At 59.7% G+C, this 15,066-nt stretch carries 14 protein-coding genes and 1 riboswitch; of the genes, 4 read left to right on the top strand and 10 right to left on the bottom strand.

The genetic code is table 11. From position 1 onward, the window contains the following. Positions 1–15: 15 nt before the first annotated feature. From VGH41_RS12270 to VGH41_RS12260, 3 genes are read right to left on the bottom strand one after another with little or no spacing between them, the layout of a single operon-like run. Positions 16–600, bottom strand: a complete 585-nt coding sequence (locus tag VGH41_RS12270) for a YceI family protein (RefSeq protein WP_331597708.1) — start codon at positions 598–600, stop codon at positions 16–18. 36 nt (positions 601–636) lie between these two features. Next, entirely contained in the window at positions 637–1,197 is a 561-nt protein-coding gene (locus VGH41_RS12265; RefSeq protein WP_331597707.1) for a YceI family protein, read from the bottom strand. 19 nt (positions 1,198–1,216) lie between these two features. Then, a complete protein-coding gene (locus VGH41_RS12260; protein WP_331597706.1) occupies positions 1,217–1,771 on the bottom strand; it encodes a cytochrome b in 555 nt (184 codons plus the stop codon). Between the two features lie 443 nt (positions 1,772–2,214). Here VGH41_RS12260 and VGH41_RS12255 point away from each other — a divergent pair, with 443 nt between their 5' ends. Next, the gene (locus VGH41_RS12255) at positions 2,215–3,378 is read left to right on the top strand and encodes a porin (protein WP_331597704.1); all 1,164 of its coding nucleotides are present in this window, start codon (positions 2,215–2,217) and stop codon (positions 3,376–3,378) included. Positions 3,379–3,480: 102 nt separating this feature from the next. Here the strand turns inward: VGH41_RS12255 and VGH41_RS12250 are convergent, their stop codons facing one another. Together VGH41_RS12250 and VGH41_RS12245 are read right to left on the bottom strand one after the other, a co-directional pair. Then, on the bottom strand, positions 3,481–4,230 hold the full coding sequence (locus tag VGH41_RS12250) for a class I SAM-dependent methyltransferase (RefSeq protein ID WP_414696642.1): 750 nt from the start codon (positions 4,228–4,230) through the stop codon (positions 3,481–3,483). A 188-nt stretch (positions 4,231–4,418) separates the two neighbouring features. Further along, positions 4,419–4,844, bottom strand: coding sequence for a rubredoxin (locus tag VGH41_RS12245; protein WP_331597702.1), 426 nt, complete (start codon positions 4,842–4,844; stop codon positions 4,419–4,421). A 206-nt stretch (positions 4,845–5,050) separates the two neighbouring features. Here VGH41_RS12245 and VGH41_RS12240 point away from each other — a divergent pair, with 206 nt between their 5' ends. Continuing rightward, positions 5,051–5,191, top strand: a complete 141-nt coding sequence (locus tag VGH41_RS12240) for a hypothetical protein (protein ID WP_414696641.1) — start codon at positions 5,051–5,053, stop codon at positions 5,189–5,191. A 15-nt stretch (positions 5,192–5,206) separates the two neighbouring features. On the opposite strand, the gene VGH41_RS12235 is transcribed toward VGH41_RS12240, so the two are convergent. Beyond that, positions 5,207–5,668: a VOC family protein gene (locus VGH41_RS12235; protein WP_331597701.1), complete on the bottom strand. Its 462-nt coding sequence runs from the start codon at positions 5,666–5,668 to the stop codon at positions 5,207–5,209. A gap of 110 nt (positions 5,669–5,778) precedes the next feature. Further along, positions 5,779–5,954, top strand: a riboswitch (yybP-ykoY riboswitch). An 85-nt stretch (positions 5,955–6,039) separates the two neighbouring features. Between VGH41_RS12235 and VGH41_RS12230 the strand changes: the two genes are divergently transcribed. Both VGH41_RS12230 and VGH41_RS12225 read left to right on the top strand, forming a co-directional pair. After that, positions 6,040–7,050 carry a sodium:calcium antiporter gene (locus VGH41_RS12230; protein ID WP_331597700.1) on the top strand — a complete coding sequence of 337 codons (1,011 nt, stop codon included), beginning with the start codon at positions 6,040–6,042 and terminating at the stop codon, positions 7,048–7,050. A 130-nt stretch (positions 7,051–7,180) separates the two neighbouring features. Further along, positions 7,181–8,014: a class I SAM-dependent methyltransferase gene (locus VGH41_RS12225; protein ID WP_331597699.1), complete on the top strand. Its 834-nt coding sequence runs from the start codon at positions 7,181–7,183 to the stop codon at positions 8,012–8,014. A gap of 79 nt (positions 8,015–8,093) precedes the next feature. Here the strand turns inward: VGH41_RS12225 and pip are convergent, their stop codons facing one another. The 4 genes from pip to VGH41_RS12205 all read right to left on the bottom strand — a co-directional run bounded on the left by pip (position 8,094) and on the right by VGH41_RS12205 (position 14,489). Next, a complete protein-coding gene (gene pip, locus VGH41_RS12220; protein ID WP_331597698.1) occupies positions 8,094–9,026 on the bottom strand; it encodes a prolyl aminopeptidase in 933 nt (310 codons plus the stop codon). A gap of 76 nt (positions 9,027–9,102) precedes the next feature. Beyond that, a complete protein-coding gene (locus VGH41_RS12215; RefSeq protein WP_331597697.1) occupies positions 9,103–9,474 on the bottom strand; it encodes a VOC family protein in 372 nt (123 codons plus the stop codon). Positions 9,475–9,505: 31 nt separating this feature from the next. Continuing rightward, a complete protein-coding gene (gene valS, locus VGH41_RS12210) occupies positions 9,506–12,103 on the bottom strand; it encodes a valine--tRNA ligase (protein WP_331597696.1) in 2,598 nt (865 codons plus the stop codon). Between the two features lie 499 nt (positions 12,104–12,602). After that, positions 12,603–14,489: a M3 family metallopeptidase gene (locus tag VGH41_RS12205; protein WP_331597695.1), complete on the bottom strand. Its 1,887-nt coding sequence runs from the start codon at positions 14,487–14,489 to the stop codon at positions 12,603–12,605. Between the last annotated feature and the right edge of the window lie 577 nt (positions 14,490–15,066).

Genomic DNA, 15,066 nt, shown 5'->3' with positions numbered 1-15,066 from the left:
ACGGGTGAATCGTGCTTACTGCTTCACGCCTTCAGCCTGAATGTGCAGAACCGTCTGCATCTTGAAGCCGTAGGTCTTGCCGTAGTCGACGCCGAAGTCCGCACGGTCGAACGTTGCCGTCGATTCCGTGCCGCACACTTCGCGCTTGAGCATCGGGTTCTGGAAGCACTTGAACGACTGGATCTTCAGGTTCAGCGGCTTGGTGACGCCATGCAGCGTCAGTTCGCCGATCACTTCGACCGGAACGTCACCCTTGAACTTCATCGACGTGCCCTTGTACACAGCCGTCGGGAATTTCTCTGCGTCGAAGAATTGCGGGCTCTTCAGCTCTTCGTCCAGCTTGTCGTTGCCGATGTCCACCGACGTCATGTCGATCGTCGCTTCCAGCGTGCCGGTCTTCGCTTCGCGATCGATGGTCACGGTGCCGCTGCTCTTGTTGAACTTGCCGCGCCAGATCGAGACACCGCCGAAGTGATCGGCTTCAAAGCTGGGGTACGTGTGTGCGGGATCCAGTTGATAGGTGGTTTCCGCTGCCATTGCGCCGAACGATGCGGCCGCTGTCAGAGCGGCGATCGCCGCGGTCAAAAGTTGCTTCTTCATAGTGATTCTCCTGGGTGGTTTGAGTGGTTTTGCTGCTTATTTTTTGGCTTCGACAACGTGAAACTTGATCAACACCTCGTCGGCGACGACCGACGTGTCTTTCCATTCGCCTGAACCGATATCGAACTGGCTACGCTTTATCGGCAAGGTACCGTCGAAAGTTTGCGTCGCACCTTGCTGCGTGACGGTGACCGGCACCGTCACGTTTTCCGACTTGCCCTTGATGGTCAGCTTGCCGCTGACCTTGAACTGGTTGGCGCCGGCCGGTGCAATCGCGCTCGAGACAAAAGTGGCGTTGGGGAACTGCGCCGAGTCGAACCAGTCTTTGCCGCGCACCTGCTGGTTGTAGCTTTCGTCACCGAGGTCATAGCTGGCGGTGTCGATAGTCAGTTGCGCGCTGCCCGCCGCCGGTTTGGCCGGATCGAAATCGAGCTGTGCCGTGAATTTCTTGAAAGTGCCTTCGGTAGGCACGTTCATCTGCTTGGACGTCGCCGTCACTTTGCTTTTCGATGCATCCACCTGCGCATGTGCGACGCCGGCAAACAGCGCGGTCGCGGCCGTGGCGGTCAAGATCAATCGTCGGAACTGGGACTTCATATTTGCCTCGACCTGGAAGTTATTTGAGGAAAGGGATCATGCGTGCAAGCAGGCCGTCGCGATCGACCAGCTGATGTTTCAGCGCCGCCAGCGTATGCACGGTCACGAGCGCAAGCAGCGTGTAGTTGAGCCAGATGTGGATGGTCTTCAACACCACCTTGAGCGCGGCGTCCGGCCCGATCAGCGTCGGCAGCGGCAGGATGCCCAGATAGACCACCTGAATCCCGGCGGCCGAGCTGTACAGATAGCCCGAAGCCGGGATCACGAACATCAGCGCGTACAGCATCACGTGGGCGGCTTCGGCCGCGAACTTCTGGATGACCGGCATGCCACGCGGCATGGGCGGCGCACGATGCGTGAGACGCCATGCCAGGCGAATCGCGGCCAGCACGAATACCGTCACGCCAATCCACTTGTGCCACGAGAAATACTTCAGCTTGGTGGGCGTGAAGCCGGGAATATCGGTCATGATCCAGCCGATATAGAAGCCGACCATGATCATCAAGGCAATGAGCCAGTGCAGGCTGATTGCGGTCGCGGTGTATCGCTGCTTGAGCGGAGGAACTGTCGTCATCGTCGATTCTCTGGCGTTGTGAGAGCAGCCCGTCGGTCAGCAAGACGAACAGCTTGAATGGAGGGGCATTCTAGAAGCGCTCACGTGCAGTGAATAGCGCATTGGAAGAGAACAGATTGTTGTTCTAACGATGTAAATCGCCAGGCGACGTCATTCCGGCCGCAGAGCCAGGCGGGACGCAGGTGAGCGCGCAGATTCGCCGGGCGTCTTTATTTTGAAAAACGCGATTGCACTCGCCTTGTTGATGATCAATTCACTGCGAGGATCGAATCAGCGGACTTTGACTCGCGCAGGCACGCCGCAGCCCCCACTTTATATAACGTTTTTATCTCCAAACCCGTAGCATCGCCATTCTCGTTTTTCAGACCGCAGCGGCTATTACACGGCGCTTTGAGCAGAAGGTCTATTTTGGCAGTCCCTGCTACATCATGGAGCTTACAAGAATGAAGAAGTCTTTACTGGCACTCACGCTGTCAGGTGCGTTTGTCGTCTCCGCACACGCGCAAAGCAGCGTGACGCTGTATGGCGTGATCGATACCGGCCTTGTCTATACGAACAATCAGGGTGGTCACAGCAACTTTCAGGAAGCGAGCGCATCGACCGAAAACACGGTCTACGGCCTTAAGGGTACAGAAGATCTGGGCGGCGGATTGCACGCCATTTTCAAGTTGGAAAATGGCTTCAACCTGAATAACGGCAGCCAGTTCAACTCCGGCGACGCGTTCGGCGAGCAGGCGTATGTCGGGCTGCAAAGCGACAGCTTCGGCACGGTGCTGCTCGGCCGCCAGTTCGATACGTTCAATGACGTGATGGGACCGATCTCCTCAGCCGGCAGTAGCTACGGCGGCAATCTGTCTGCGCATCCGTTCAACAACGACAACCTGGCCGCGGACTCGATGAGCATCAACAATGCCGTCAAGTTCACCAGCAACACCTATAGCGGCTTGACTGTCGAAGGCATGTACGCCTTTAGCAATAACGCGGGCGGCTTCTCGAACAACCGGGCGTATGGCTTTGGCGCATCGTATACGCATGGTCCGTTCAATCTTGCAGCGGGATATCTGCAACTGAACAACGCGGGCGGCGGCGTAAGCGGCACCAATCCGAACGGTGCGGTTGCACTTAACGACGGTAGCGCGGACTTCGTCGCGCAACGTCAACGCATCTGGGGCGCGGGCGGTAACTATACGTTCGGGCCGGCCACGGTAGGTCTGCTGTGGACGCACTCGCAGATCGACAACATGGCCAGCGTGTTTGCCGGCGGCGCCGGTTTCGCACCGCTCGGCGGCGGTCTGCGACTCGATAACTACGAAGTCAACGCGCGCTACTCGATCACCCCGGCGTGGACCGTTGCAGGCGCTTATACCTTCACGGACGGCGCATACGGCAATGGTGCGACGAGCGCGTCGCCGGAATGGAATCAGGCCACGCTGCAGACCGACTACACGTTGAGCAAACGCACGGACCTGTATCTCGAAGGCGTGTATCAACACGTGCGCGGTGCAGGCACGAATCCGGTGTTAGGCGATGCGTTTATCAATACGCTTTCGCCGTCCGCAACGGGCACGCAAGTGGCCGTGACGGTGGGTATGCGGCATCAGTTCTGATTGCCGCGCAGTAACGTAGTTCAGACGAGACAGGATGTTTTTGCAACGCACGCTGAGTGTCCGAGGCGTGCGTTTCTTTTGCGTGCGCGGTGTTGTGTTTTGCTAGTGAGCCGGACGCATTGCGCGCAAGAACAGGAACGGTGGACGACGGCAATCAGCCGCCAGCTCCGGACGCAGCGCCAACGCTTCTTCTGCGGGAGCCGGCTCGCCGAGATGGTCGAGCACGAATCCAGCACGGATCAGCGTATTCACGTAAGTCTCGACGGTTCGATGGTACTTGACGACACCGTCGACGAACCATCTCGTGTCGCGCCGGCCTTCCTCGCGATACTGGTCCACCGGCCAATAGCGCTTATGTCCGTCCGCGTCACGAACCCAACCTGCCGGGTAGGCAGTGCATATTGGATGCTCGACCGACAACACAAAGCAACCGCCCGGCTTCAATGCGTGATAGACGCGTTGAACCAGCTCTGCGTAGTTTTCAATGTAGTGAAGCGCAAGCGACGACACGACGAGATCAAACGACTGTGGTGCCGGCTCGTACGTTTCAATGGGCTGATGCACATAACCGACTGCGGGATCGCTCGTGCGCATGGCGGCTTCTTCGAGCATGCGCGCGGAGATATCGACACCCGTGACCGACGCGGCGCCCTGCGTTCGCGCGAAGCGCGCAAAGTTGCCGAAACCGCAGCCTAAATCGAGCACATGCAAGTTGGCGAGACTGGGCAGCAGTCGATGCAGTGCCGGGATCTCCAGCGGGCCGTTCAGGCCGGTATCGCCGTCGCGGAGTGCCTTGTAGCCTTCGAAAAAGGTCGTATCGTCGTAGATGTTTTGCGGTGTCACCTGCTTCACCTGATATGAGTGGTGGTACTCGTCCACATGTGGGACAAACGGAACCGCGTGGTGCGAATGGGTTTCGTATCGTTCATGTCGTTACCGCTCTGGAAATGAGTCTCTCATGTCTCCAATGCTTTACCTTCAACGGCAATCCCGACTGAAACAGGTTCGACTACAGCGTCGGGTGTGTTCGTCGTCGCCTTTCAAAATTCCACTAACGCAAAATCTTCCTTACCGACATCGCAAAGTGGACAGCGCCAATCAGCCGGCACATCGGCCCACCGCGTGCCTGGCGCAATACCTTCTTCCGGCAGGCCGGCCGTTTCATCGTAAATCCAGCCGCAGATCACGCACACCCACTGCTTGAAGTCCTCAGCAGACGCATCCGCCTCGTTGATGCCCGATGACCCGCCCATGGCGTGCGACGTCTGCGAAGGCTGCGTTTCATCCAGGCTAACCACCAGTGGCGCGGCCGTGCCTTCACTGCTCGCGGCCAGTTGCGTCTGTAGCGTGTCCAGCAGTTTTTGTGCTTCTGTCAGGGTTAAATCGATCCAATACGGATCGCCCGCTCCGTCGTTGAGTCGCTCGGGAGCAAACTGGATTTCTAAGGCAACGCCCTTTTTATACATAACAAATGGTACCGAAGTAACCGGTGTTGATCACCGGTCTTTGCATGGATGACTGAAGCAAGCTTTGACGCCAGGCGCTACGACGAGGTTATCAGGTTCAACACGGATGAGCCGACTGATCCGGCCAAAGCGACGCCAGGACGGACCACGATTATCCCCTCCCACGCGTACCGGATTAGCGACAACACGGAGATGGACTGTTTCCTGTGGGTTGGAATGAGCTGTCGGGTGGACTGACCTTCCTGCCTGGGACCCATCGCGCGGCGGACCGCTTTGTGCGAGCGTCATTCCTGTTCGATGCGATTCCGAAGAAGGGCGATCCGATCTACATCGCGGGCGTGCCATGACACTCGCCCACAGGCTCAGACCCATCCTTCGATCTTCAGGCCCGAAACCTTCTCGGCTTCTTCGCGCGTCACCTCGCGCACCGTCTGACCGAAACTCCAGACGTGTCCTTCCGGATCGCGCGCCGCGTAGACGCGATCGCCATAGAACTGGTCCGCGGGCTCGCGCGTGATGACGGCACCGGCGGCGCGCGCCCGGGCGCAATGCGCGTCGATGCCTTCACGCAACTGCACATGGACCGACTGCGTGTTCTTGCCGCCCAGCGATGCCGGGCTCGACATGTCCTCGTTCCAGGCACGGCACACCATCACATAGCTGTCGCCAAAGCGCATTTCCGAATGGCCGAGCTGGCCGTCGTCATCCGTGACGACCAGCTGGCGCTTGAAACCAAATGCCTTCTCGAGCCAGTCCAGCGCGGCGAACGGGTCGTCGTAATACACGGCGGCGCCCAGTGACGGGCGGCGAAACGCTTCGCTCATAGCAGTCTCCTTTGATCAAGCGTCGATTTGACGCTTCAAAACATAGCTTACAAACGCAAGATGTCAACGACTTCGATCGAAAGCTTGTTGAAAGAACATGCATGCGATAGACTCTGCTCCTTCTTTGGGGAGTAGCCTTCCTTCCGCCCTGGAAGGAGAGCGCGTCAACATACTCGGCATGCTGCCGTGGCGCGTTCGACCGGTTCGGTTTGGCGAGACCATCGGTGCATTGCGTCGTTCCTGGTCGGACGGCGGCGAGTGCGCCATGGTTCGTCAGCGTCCGACCACGGAGGGCTCATGCTCTACTCCACTCCCCGCTTCAATCATGCCCTGTCTGCGCTTGCGTCCGTTCGCTTCGGCCGGAGCGCCGCATGACCACATTGTTTCTCGAACTGCTGCTGATGCTGGCGATCATCCTGGTCGCCGCCGAAGTATTTACGAATGCACTCGAACATCTGGGTGAGCGCCTCAAGATCTCCGAGGGCGTGACCGGTTCGTTATTCGCCGCCGTAGGAACTGCGCTGCCTGAGACGATGGTGCCCCTGCTTGCGCTCGCGGGCGGTACGTCGAGCCAGAGTGTCAACGAAGAAATCGGCGTGGGCGCCATTCTCGGCGCACCGCTCATGCTCGCCACGCTGACCACTTTTCTGATGGCACTGGCCGTGGTTCGTACGCGCGGCCTGAGCGGAGCGATTGCGCCCGAGCGAAGCGGCTTCGTGCGCGACATCCATTATTTCCTTGCCGCGTTCGGTCTCGCGGCGGTTGCGATGTTCGTGCCGCACGACGAGCTATACGTGCGCGCGTTGTTTAGCGCGGGGCTGGTGGGCCTTTATGTGCTGTACGTCGTGATGACGTTCCGGGCATCCAGCAAGCTCGTGGAGAACGGACATGGCACTGAAGCGCCGGGCACGATGTTTTTGTCGCGCCTTGGGCTGCCGACCAATCTGTTCACGATCGTCGTGCAACTGGCGGTGGGCGTGGCGTTGCTGGTCGGCGGCGCGAAAGGCTTCATTCACGGCGTGCAGGGCGTATCGCACATGCTGGGCATTTCCGCGCTGTTGCTGTCGCTGATCATCATTCCCATTGCAACGGAGCTGCCTGAGAAGGTGAATAGCATTCTGTGGATCCGGCGCAAGAAAGATACGCTGGCCTTCGGCAATATCACCGGCGCGATGGTGTTTCAGGGCACGCTGTTGCCCGCTATCGGCATCATGCTGACGCCATGGGAGCCGCGCATCGAAGTGCTGACGGGCGTGATCATCACGTTGGTCGCTGCTTCCTGGCTGCGCCTGAATGCGCGAGCAAACGGTTTGCCGGTGTGGGCGTTGCTGGTCAACGGCGTGCTCTATCTGGGCTATCTGCTTGTAACGTTGGCGCGGTAGATGGGTCGAGTTGCCGCTGACTCATCACGCAAGAATTGCCAACACATTTTAGGCGACACATAATCGCGCGCCGCTCGGCTGAACCTGCTTTGCCAATGATGCATCACGCATAATTTGTCCGGAGTTTCACATGAAAGCGTTGTCCCCTACCGAGACCTATCTGCAGGACTTCCATCAGCGAATGGCGGGGGCAACGAGTGCGGCGTTTGCGCAACTTCCTGGGCATTCCAGCACGGCGCAATATGCGTCCTCTTATGCTGCGCTGGCTGCGTGCGTGCCAGACACAAACGCACCGCTCACTGCGCTCGACCTCGCTTGCGGCGATGGGCACCTCCTCAAGCTGCTGTCCGACCGGCAATGTCCGTCACTGCGGCTGATCGGCGTGGACATGAGCCAGGGCGAACTCGAGCTCGCCCGCGCCGCGCTGCCCGAACACGTCGTTTTGTTGCAAGAACGTGCGCAGCATGTGTCGATTGAAACCGGCAGCGTCGACCACGTCATCTCGCACATGGCGTTGATGCTCATGGAAGATATCGATCAGGTGGTCAGTGAAATCCGCCGTGTGTTACGTCCTCAAGGCGAGTTTGCCGCGATAGTCGGGCGCTCGTTCATGCTCGGCGAAGCGAACCAGGTCTTTATGGACGTCTTCCGGCCCATCGCTCGCGAAGGTTTGGTGCCGTTGCCGTTCGGTGACGCGCGGGCGCGCTCGGCTACAGGATGGACGGAGCTGCTCCAGCGCGACTTCAAAAACGTGCACTTCGAAGATATCGATCTGGCTTGGGCACCGCGTCCGGAAGCATTGTGGGCGTCGCTGTTGGAGACCTACGATATTGATCGGATGTCAGCATCGGCTAAAGAGCGTCTGTGGGTTGCATTGCTCGAAGCGTGGACGCCTTTGCTGCAAAGCGACGGAACCTTGGATACAGGTTGGGGCGTGAGCTTGATCCGCGCTCAGGCCGCATAGAATTCAATCCGTCACGGAAACGGTGCCGCCGCAACGACAACGACGGGCACCGCTCTCCACCTGCAACCGGATACCGCGTCTACTTTGCGAAGTGATCCGTCGCCGCGAGCAAAGCCTTCAGGATGCCTGGTTCGTTATAGGCGTGGCCTGCGTCAGGAACGATCTGCAACGAAGCCTTCGGCCACGCTTTGGATAAATCCCACGCCGTGCGCGCGGGAGTCGCCACGTCGTAACGGCCTTGCACGATGACGCCCGGAATATCCGCCAGCCGATGTGCGTCCCGTATCAATTGCCCTTCTTCGACAAAGCCTTCGTTGACGAAGTAATGGTTTTCGATGCGCGCAAAAGCGAGCGCGTAGTGGCCGTCGCTGAAGTGCTGTGCCAGGTCGGCGTCGGGCAACAGGGTGATCGTGCGTCCTTCCCACACGCTCCATGCAAGCGCGGCCTGTAGCTTCACCGCCTCGTCGTCGCCGGTCAGACGACGACGATAGGCGCCCATCAGATCCGCGCGCTCTTCAACAGGAATCGGTGCGAGAAACCCTTCCCACAAATCGGGGAACAGCCACGACGCGCCTTCCTGGTAGTACCACAGCAACTCGGCGCGGCGCATCGTGAAGATGCCACGCACAATCAACGCGCTCACCCGCTCAGGATGCGTTTCCGAATACGCGAGACCCAGCGCGCTGCCCCACGAACCGCCGAATACGAGCCACTGCTGAACACCGAGCATCTCGCGAAGCCGTTCGATGTCCGCTACCAGATGCCACGTCGTGTTGTTGTCGAGGCTCGCATGCGGTGTCGAGCGGCCGCAGCCGCGCTGATCGAAAAGCAGCACGTTGTAACGCGCCGGATCGAACAGACGCCGGTGATCCGGGCTGCATCCACCGCCCGGGCCGCCATGCAGAAACACCGCCGGCTTGCCATCCGGATTGCCGCACAGTTCCCAATAGATCTGATGGCCGTCGCCGGTATCGAGAAAGCCGTGCTTGTAGGGTTCAATTGCTGGATACATGAGTCATTCCAAGGTATGAATGCCGATCAGTGGCAGGCCTGCTTTCCGCTTCGCAAGCAGGCCGTCCGCGTTGTTTCTAGTCTGCCTGCGAAAGCTGGAACACGTTGCCCTCCGGATCCTTGCCGTCGCACAGCAACATCGGGAAGCCGCTGTAGCGCTTTAGCTCACCCATGTTGATACCGGACGCAATGAGCTTGTCACGCAGTGCAGGCAAGCCGGACGGTAGCGAGAAAACCAGCTTCGCATTCGAATGACCAGCGTGTGCAGCGCTGCCGCGATAGGGCTCGCCAACCAGATGAAGCGCAAGCTGAACTTCACCCGCCTTCAGGACGGCCCACTCATCCGGAATCTCTTCGACGACAGAAAAACCGAACTGGGCTTGATAGAACGACTTGAGCAGCTCGACGTTATGAACATAGAGGATCAGGCGGCTCATGGAAATAGACATGACGTTCTCGCATTCGGTTGCAACACCGGTTTCAGGCCAGCGTAACATGTACGCGAAAAACCTCCGCGCGGCGCAATTCGCATTGCTTCACCTGGCCAGCGTCGCATAAGTCGTCCTGTGCGATCTTAAGCAGTTCGAGCCGGCTTGGCGAGTCGTCAATCGAGAGCCGGCTCACTTCCGCCTTCATGGAACGTCTCGCTGCGGATTTGGCCTTGCGGATTTCGCCCAGCACGTCCGACACGACCACGGTGATCCCGGCGGCCGCGTCGTCGCCGGCCCGCGTTTCCAGCGATGCGGCCATCGGCCACGGCGCGGTGTGAATCGAGCCGTCCATCCACCACGACCAGCATTCCTCGGTAACGAACGGCAAAAACGGTGCAAACAGCCGCTGCAGTACCGAAAGCGACGTCGCCAGCGCATGACGCGCCGAGTCCGCGCGCGCTCCTTCACCGTATGCGCGTCCCTTCACGAGTTCGACGTAATCGTCGCAATACCACCAGAAGAATGCTTCCGCTTGCTCAATGGCGCGGTGATAGGCGAACGCCTCGAGCGCAGCGGTAGCCGAAGCGACGACCGACGCAAGCCGCCGCAGCATGGCCCGATCGAGGCCGTCCGTCACCCTGCCGTCTGGATCGCCGCCAAAGCCCAGCGCAAACTTCGACACGTTCAGCAGCTTCAGTGCGAGCCTGCGGCCCACTTTCATCTGCTTCTCTTCGAAGAGCGTATCCGTGCCGGGACCACCCAATGCCGCCCAATAGCGCACGCCATCGGAACCATAGCTGTCGAGCAAGGCCTGCGGCGTCACCACGTTGCCCTTCGATTTCGACATCTTCTTGCGATCGGGATCGAGAATCCATCCGGAAAGCATGGTGTGTTTCCACGGCAGGCTATCCATTTCGAAACCGGCTCGAACCACCGTGTAGAACAGCCACGTGCGAATGATGTCGTGTCCTTGCGGACGCAGATCCATTGGAAAGGTATTCGCAAAGCAATCGTCAGCCTCTTGCCAGCCGCTTGCGATCTGCGGTGTCAGCGAACTGGTTGCCCACGTGTCCATGATGTCCGCGTCGCCCACGAAACCGTTCGCCTGGCCGCGCTGATTCTCCGTGTAGCCGGGCGGAACGTGGGAGCGTGGGTCGATGGGCAACGCAGCTTCGTCGGGCTGGATCGGCGCATTGAAATCGGGCTCGGCCGCGGCATTGAGCGGATACCAGAGTGGAATCGGCACGCCAAAAATCCGCTGACGGCTGATCAGCCAGTCGCTATGCAGGCCGGCAACCCAGTGCTCGTAACGCATGGCCATATGCCCGGGATGCCAGTTCAATTCCGCGCCGCATGCAAGCAGTTGCGCGCGCAACGCCGCGTCGCGTCCGCCGCTGCGCAAATACCATTGTCGCGTGGCGACAATTTCCAGCGGACGATCCCCCTTCTCGAAGAATTTGACGCTGTGCGTGATCGGCCGCGGCGGCGCCATCAGGTCACCGCTTGCGGCCAGCATTCCGGCTATGCGCTTGCGTGCCTCTGGAATGGTCGCACCAGCGAGTGTTTCATAAGCCCGTTGCGCACGTGACGAGGCAAGCCATGCCGGCGTCTCGCGTTGCAAGCGTCCGTCCTTACCGATCACGCAGCGCGTCGGCAGATTCAGTTCACGCCACCAGATGACGTCGGTTGTGTCGCCGAACGTGCAGATCATCGCAAGGCCCGTGCCTTTGTCCGGATCTGCAAGCGCATGAGCGAGCACCGGCACGTCGAGCTCGAACAGCGGCGAGCGCGCGGTTGTGCCGATCAGCTCCCGATAGCGCGCGTCATCCGGGTGAGCGATCAAGGCGACACACGCGGGCAGCAATTCCGGACGCGTTGTCGCGATCACCATGTCGCGGCCTTTACGATCAACGAAGCGCAGATCGTGGTAAGCGCTCGGCATTTCGCGATCTTCGAGCTCCGCCTGTGCGACCGCCGTTTGATACGTCACGTCCCACAAACAAGGGGCGTCCTGGCTGTAGAGCTCGCCCCGTTGCAGATTGCGCAGAAATGCGCGTTGGCTTGCGCGCTGGGAGCGTTCGTCGATGGTGGCGTAGACGAGGCTCCAGTCGACGGAAATTCCCAGCCGCGTGAACATCTCGCGAAATGCCTGCTCGTCGATGCGGGTTAGCACGTGGCACAGTTCAATGAAGTTGCGTCTGCTGATTCGCGCGAACTCCGAACGACGCGCAGCCGGCTGCGCGGGCGTCTGATAGTGCGGATCATAGGCCACGTCGGGATCACACATCACCCCGTAGAAATTTTCGACGCGACGCTCCGTCGGCAAGCCGTTGTCGTCCCACCCCATCGGATAGAACACGGTCTTGCCGCGCATGCGCTGAAAGCGCGCGATGATGTCGGCGTGCGTGTAGCTGAACACGTGTCCGGCGTGCAGCGAACCGGAGACGGTTGGCGGCGGAGTGTCGATGGAAAAGACTGCGTCGCGTGATGCGTTACGGTCAAACGCATAGGTATGCTGCGCTTGCCAGCAGGCGGTCCAGCGCGCTTCGAGCGCATCGAGTCCCGGTTGTTCAGGAATGGTCACAGTCGCGCGACAATGCGACGGATTGGGCGGCGAGCCGTCCGGATCAGATCGGTGAGGTTTCATCTCTGCTTCGCTTTCGAATGATTCAAACGGATATTCCACACAGCGCGAGCACGTGCGAATCCACGCGACGCCAAGTGCGTCACGAACGAATCCAGCAGGCGTGCCCGGCGCACGGCTTGATCAGGTTGCTTGTGTAAGCAACGTGGCGTCTATGCGCTCGATGTTCGAGCTGCCAGGTGGGCGCGAAAACCTAGGACGAACGCACATGGGCGCTTGAACGCGCCTGATCCGGCGGCGGCCTGGAACGAATCGAATAGCGAGGTGAAACGAGGCGAAGCGAGAGATGAGCAAACGCGCGATGAAATGCGCGAAGCGGCAGACCCCTGCATGAGAGAAGCTGGATGGACGACGGGGAAATCAGCGTGGTATTACGTTTAACGGTGACATAGCATCCTCCGCGAGTGAACGTTAGATAGGCGTCTTCCCGACTTGTGGTCGGGAAATGTTTTTATAAACGATCAGTGGAATCGGCACAAGTTTTATCTGAAGGCGGCTCCGCCTATGCCGCCTGGGCTGACCGCTCGATCCACGCCTCAAATGCGGCATACATCGCCGGCAGCGATTCTTCGTTCGTTGCGATGCGTTCGGCGCCGTGCACGATCGAGATCGACGCGTCGAGGTCGCATGGAATTGCATTTGCGCTGGCGTCATTGCATGCATCAACGGATTCAAGCTCGCTTCGCTCAAGCGCTGTTTGCGCCAATGCCCACGCCTCTTGTGGCGAGCGATTGCATTCGGCAGCGAGGTAAGACCCGGTCAGGCGCTCTCCGGTGAGGCTTTCCAGTGTTTGATCGAGCGTCAAACTGTTGCCGGCTGCCCAGTAGTGCTTTGCGAGCAATGGCCCGACGGCGGGGTTATCCACGATGTAGCCAAGCGTGCGGACCAGATACGCGCGGGTTTGCGCCGCAGCCATTTTCGCGAGCAAATAGCCGTGGTAATAGACCGCGATGTCGTGATAGACAGGGTGCGGTATGGCCAGCACATAATCCGTGTGATGCGGTACGCCGAGAATGCGTTGCGTGACGGAGCGCGCCAGATCGAGCACCGAATCGACGCTGCGCTGCGCGTCATCCATGCTGTACAGCGCCCATTCAAAGTAGGGCGGCACGAGGTCACGCCGCTCGGTGTACGCGAGAAACGCCTGGCGCGCCTCGATCCGCGCGCGAATCATGTCGTCGGGCATCGGCTCGCCTGCGGTGTTGCGCGCATAGCGCTTGAGCCAACAGGGATCGCCTGGCAACGCATCGAAGAACTTGGCTTGCGTTTCGAGGAACGCGGGCGAGCTTGGGCCATGTTCGTGCGCAAAGCAGGGTGCATTGAGTGTCACATTCGAAAGATGTGCAGCATGACCGGCCTCGTGGAACAACACGTTGATGCCCTGAAGTCCCGAGCCGGGTTGATGCGGGCGAGCGGTCGACGTGAAGCGCACATCGGCCGGCACCCAGCCGGTTCGGTCGTCCCGATAGCCAGGTGTGGCTGCCATGCAAAAGCCGGTTTGAAACTTGCCTGGCCGGTCGAGCAGATCGATTTCGAGCCGCGCGCCGCGATACGACACGCCAAGACGCCTGAATGATTCGGCCCAGCGTTCGAGGGCCTTGCTAAAGGGAAAGTGCGCGTCGGCCTGTTGCGCGGCGCCACCGCGTATCCGGTACGTCAGATTGTGCGGCTGCAGCGTTTCTTCGCCGTGCGCTTCGACGAGGCGGTTCAGTGCATCGAAATGGGTCTTGCGAGTGCTTCGCTCAAATTCGTCGAAGACGGCAAAGAGTTGCTCAGGGCTCATATTGCTGTTGGAACGCAGGCGGTATTCGAAGAAGTTGCGGTAGCCCAGTTCCCGAGCGAATGCATTGCGCTTCGCGACGATTTCCAGAAAGCCATTTTCCAGTACCCAGCGTTCGAGACCGTGGAGTGCGTCGTGGGCGCTTTTGCGTACGGTTTCGTTGGGGTTCGAGGCCAGGGTGGAACGTAGCGCGCCTGGCGATGCTTCTTCGTGGCGGCCGGCTGCGTTAGTGTGATGCATTTTGTATGCTCGCCGGCGCGCGAAGAAGTCGGCGTCCATGTTGAGCAGCTCCGCCAGCAATGTGGTTGCGTGCTCGCTTCCTGTCTCGCTGCATTCGAATACGGCGATCCAGCCGCGTAGGCCCTGGATCAGTGCGTCGCGTTCCGGGCTTTGCGGTTCGGCGGTCTCCAGTCGCTTCAGGTGCTCGCGCGTTTGCGATATGCGGTTGGCATCGGCCAGGAAGGTTTTACGGTTAAGGGTTGCTGTGGCGAGGGATTCGTGGTTTTCGCTTTGGCCCGTGTGCGTGGACCAGTAGAGCTCGCCTTCAATGCGGTGAAGGTCCAGGTAGTCTTCGTTTAACTTGCTAAAGAAGGGATGAGCGGTTTTCATGCGGTTTGGATTTTTCGTTCTGGTTTTGGTTTGAGGTTTTATGCTAGCGCAGATGGGGGGTGTTTGCCGTACGGCGTTGGACTTTTCTTGATTTGCTTTTTGGTCTGTTAGCGTTGTGTTTTGTCTGGTTGCCCACGGCGTTGGCCTCTCCTTGCATTCTTAGTGGTCTATTAGCTTCGCCCCTGTGCGGGGCGGCACCTACTTTCTTTGCCGCCGCAAAGAAAGTAGGCAAAGAAAGCGGGCTTCCAACCGCCAGCCTGTAGGTGTCCCTCTCTGTCGTGTACCGGAAACGGCCCAACACGAGACCCGCCCTCGCACAGCAGCCTTCGTGACACAGCACTCATCCACTCCAGCGTCCGCTACACGTCCGCCGCGGGGCACAACTCCTTCTGCAAAACCTGGCGGGGCGCCGCATCTCGTTGGTTTGGAGGCCGGTGGGAGTCAGCGGCTCTCGAATCCTGGGCCACGGTACCCGCAGACCCGCTTTCCCGTGCAGACCGATCCGCGACGCACGCAGTGCGGAGTGGGGTGGAAGAGCGCTTTGTCACCGACGATGGTTGTGCGAGGGACGATCTTG

Origin of the sequence: Paraburkholderia sp. (assembly GCF_036488795.1) — a bacterium.
Lineage (GTDB): Bacteria > Pseudomonadota > Gammaproteobacteria > Burkholderiales > Burkholderiaceae > Paraburkholderia.
Note: the sequence above shows the minus strand (reverse complement) of the source record. Positions and strands in the feature narration are given on the sequence as shown.

What these genes read in the sequence shown, in the direction of transcription:
- VGH41_RS12260 (WP_331597706.1), bottom strand. Translation starts at nt 1,771, where the DNA reads ATGACGACAGTTCCTCCGCTCAAGCAGCGATACACCGCGACCGCAATC.
- valS (WP_331597696.1), bottom strand. Translation starts at nt 12,103, where the DNA reads ATGAAACCTCACCGATCTGATCCGGACGGCTCGCCGCCCAATCCGTCG.
- VGH41_RS12235 (WP_331597701.1), bottom strand. Translation starts at nt 5,668, where the DNA reads ATGAGCGAAGCGTTTCGCCGCCCGTCACTGGGCGCCGCCGTGTATTAC.
- VGH41_RS12205 (WP_331597695.1), bottom strand. Translation starts at nt 14,489, where the DNA reads ATGAAAACCGCTCATCCCTTCTTTAGCAAGTTAAACGAAGACTACCTG.
- VGH41_RS12245 (WP_331597702.1), bottom strand. Translation starts at nt 4,844, where the DNA reads ATGTATAAAAAGGGCGTTGCCTTAGAAATCCAGTTTGCTCCCGAGCGA.
- VGH41_RS12255 (WP_331597704.1), top strand. Translation starts at nt 2,215, where the DNA reads ATGAAGAAGTCTTTACTGGCACTCACGCTGTCAGGTGCGTTTGTCGTC.
- VGH41_RS12270 (WP_331597708.1), bottom strand. Translation starts at nt 600, where the DNA reads ATGAAGAAGCAACTTTTGACCGCGGCGATCGCCGCTCTGACAGCGGCC.
- VGH41_RS12230 (WP_331597700.1), top strand. Translation starts at nt 6,040, where the DNA reads ATGACCACATTGTTTCTCGAACTGCTGCTGATGCTGGCGATCATCCTG.
- pip (WP_331597698.1), bottom strand. Translation starts at nt 9,026, where the DNA reads ATGTATCCAGCAATTGAACCCTACAAGCACGGCTTTCTCGATACCGGC.
- VGH41_RS12265 (WP_331597707.1), bottom strand. Translation starts at nt 1,197, where the DNA reads ATGAAGTCCCAGTTCCGACGATTGATCTTGACCGCCACGGCCGCGACC.
- VGH41_RS12225 (WP_331597699.1), top strand. Translation starts at nt 7,181, where the DNA reads ATGAAAGCGTTGTCCCCTACCGAGACCTATCTGCAGGACTTCCATCAG.
- VGH41_RS12215 (WP_331597697.1), bottom strand. Translation starts at nt 9,474, where the DNA reads ATGTCTATTTCCATGAGCCGCCTGATCCTCTATGTTCATAACGTCGAG.